The organism is Streptosporangium nondiastaticum (assembly GCF_003011965.1).
GTDB lineage: Bacteria > Actinomycetota > Actinomycetes > Streptomycetales > Streptomycetaceae > Streptomyces > Streptomyces nondiastaticus.
Map to the genome: position 1 here is coordinate 1 of NZ_PXWG01000279.1, position 2,492 is coordinate 2,492.

Here is a 2,492-nt window from a genome sequence, read left to right on the forward strand (position 1 = left end):
AGGGCCGCCGCCGCGGGCGCGGGGCGGGCCGCCGGCCCAGCGGCCGCGAGCGCCACGACGAGAAGATCACCGTCTATGTCTCCGCCGAGGAGCTCATGGACCTCGAGCACGCCCGGCTGGTGCTGCGCGGTGAGCACGGCCTCGCGGTCGACCGCGGCAGGATCGTGCGGGAAGCCGTCGCCGTGGTCCTCGCCGACCTGGAGTCGCGGGGCGACGCGAGCATCCTCGTACGGCGCCTGCGCGGCCGCTGAGAGGCTTCCGCCGGTAGCCTGCCCCTTGGCCGTACGGCCCGTTTCCGCCTGCACCTGGACCCCTGATGCGCTCAGCTTTCTCTCCGGCCCGACGCCGCCGCCTGGGCACGGGCCCCGGCACGGGGTCGCCTGCCGGCGGGGGAGGGGAACACGGGAGCCCGGCCCCCACGGACACGCCTGACGGCGAGGCCGGCGAGAGCGGGACCGCCGCGGTGGAGCCGCCCCCGGCCGGGACGACCGGCACGGATGCGGTCCGGGAGGCGACCCCCCGGCCGGAGGCCCCCGAGACACAGCAGCTCCCGGCGGAGATCGCCGGCGGCCCGGCCCCCGAGCCGGACTCCGCCGCGGCAGCGGCCACCGGGAGTGCGGCCTCCGTGGCAGCGGCGAGGGGGAGTGCGGCCCCCGCGGCAGCGGATCCCGCGGCCGACGGCCGGTTCACCGTCCGCCTGGACAACTTCGAAGGGCCCTTCGACCTCCTCCTGCAGCTGATCGCCAAGCACAAGCTGGACGTCACCGAGGTCGCCCTCTCCAAGGTCACCGACGAGTTCATGGCGCACATCCGCGCCATGGGCCCCGACTTCGACCTCGACCAGACGACCGAGTTCCTGGTCGTCGCCGCGACCCTCCTCGACCTCAAGGCGGCCCGGCTGCTGCCCGCCGCCGAGGTCGAGGACGAGGCCGACCTCGCCCTCCTGGAAGCCCGCGACCTGCTCTTCGCCCGGCTGCTGCAGTACCGGGCCTACAAGCGCGTCGCGGAGATCTTCAGCGCCCGGCTGGACGACGAGGCGCATCGTTTCCCCCGCACCGTCGGCCTGGAGCCGCACCACGCCGAGCTGCTCCCCGAGGTCGTCCTCGGCATCGGGCCCGAGCGGCTCGCCGAGCTGGCGGTCAAGGCCATGCGGCCCAAGCCGGCGCCGCAGGTGTACGTCGATCACATCCACGCGCCCCTCGTCAGCGTTCGCGAGCAGGCCGAGGTCGTCGTGGCACGGCTGCGCGGGACGGGCCGCGCGACCTTCGGGGAGCTGACCGGCGACGCCCCCGACACCCTGACCGTCGTCGCCCGCTTCCTGGCCCTGCTGGAGCTCTACCGCGAGCGCGCGGTCGCCCTGGACCAGGACGAGGCCCTCGGCGAGCTCTCGGTGCGCTGGACGGGCGAGGAAGGGGCGGAACCGCTGGTGACGGACGAGTTCGACCGCGCGCCGGAGACCGGGCCGGAGGAGAGTGCACAGTGAGCGGAGCAGAAGTGGCGGAACCGGAAGAGGCCCTCGCGGGAGACTCCGCCGTGGCCCGGCTCGACCTCGGGCCCGCCCTGGAGGCCGTCCTCATGGTCGTCGACGAGCCGGCCACTGAGGAGCACCTCGCCAGGGTCCTGGAGCGCCCCCGCCGCGAGATCGCCGCGGCGCTCGCCGGGCTCGCCGCGGAGTACGACGCCCAGGGGCGCGGCTTCGAGCTGCGGCAGGTCGCCGGGGGCTGGCGCTTCTTCACCCGCCCGGCCTACGCCGACGCCGTCGAGGCCTTCGTCCTGGACGGCCAGCAGGCCCGGCTCACCCAGGCCGCCCTGGAAACCCTGGCCGTCGTCGCGTACCGTCAGCCGGTCAGCCGGTCGAAGGTCTCCGCGGTGCGCGGCGTGAACTGCGACGGGGTCATGCGCACCCTCCTCCAGCGGGGTCTGGTGGAGGAGGCGGGGACGGAACCCGAAACAGGTGCGATCCTGTACAGGACGACGAACTACTTTCTGGAGCGCATGGGCCTGCGCGGCCTGGACGAGCTCCCGGAGCTCGCGCCCTTCCTCCCCGAGGCGGAGGCGATCGAGGGCGACACTCAGGAAGGTGTGCCGTCGTTCGATCCGGACGCACCGGACACCGAAGCGGACGACAAGACGGAACTTTGATGCGAAGCAGCGGCAGGAACAGCGGAAGCGGCAACCGGGACGACCGGGGCGGGCGAGGACGTCCGGCGTCCGGGGGCGGGCGCGCGGGCGGCGGCCGTTCCGGCGGCGGGCGTCCCGAGGGCGGCGGTCGCTCCGGCGGCGGGAGCTACGGGGGCGGCGGTCGTTCCGAAGGCGGTCGCTCCGGCGGCGGCTACGGCGGCGGGCGCTCCGAGGGCGGGCGCTACGACGGCGGCCGCTCCGGGGACCGGCGCGACGACAGGCCGCAGGAGCGTCCGCGCCGTCCGCGCCCCGAGGAGCGCCGCTACGACGTGGGCCCCGACGCCGAGCGCACCCGCAGTGGTCCCACCAGA

General features: G+C 75.3%; 3 protein-coding genes and 1 pseudogene. All 4 read left to right on the forward strand.

The genetic code is table 11. From position 1 onward, the window contains the following. A pseudogene (locus B7P34_RS35665) lies at positions 1-251 on the forward strand (hypothetical protein); the annotation flags it as partial. A gap of 374 nt (positions 252-625) precedes the next feature. Then, positions 626-1,483: a segregation and condensation protein A gene (locus B7P34_RS35670; protein WP_435694000.1), complete on the forward strand. Its 858-nt coding sequence runs from the start codon at positions 626-628 to the stop codon at positions 1,481-1,483. Next, entirely contained in the window at positions 1,480-2,142 is a 663-nt protein-coding gene (gene scpB / locus B7P34_RS35675) for an SMC-Scp complex subunit ScpB (protein ID WP_302859872.1), read from the forward strand. Before B7P34_RS35670 ends, scpB begins: the two co-directional genes overlap by 4 nt. Continuing rightward, the coding region (locus B7P34_RS35680; protein ID WP_223268595.1) for a hypothetical protein at positions 2,142-2,492 on the forward strand (351 nt) is incomplete at its 3' end. The genes scpB and B7P34_RS35680, both read left to right, overlap by 1 nt.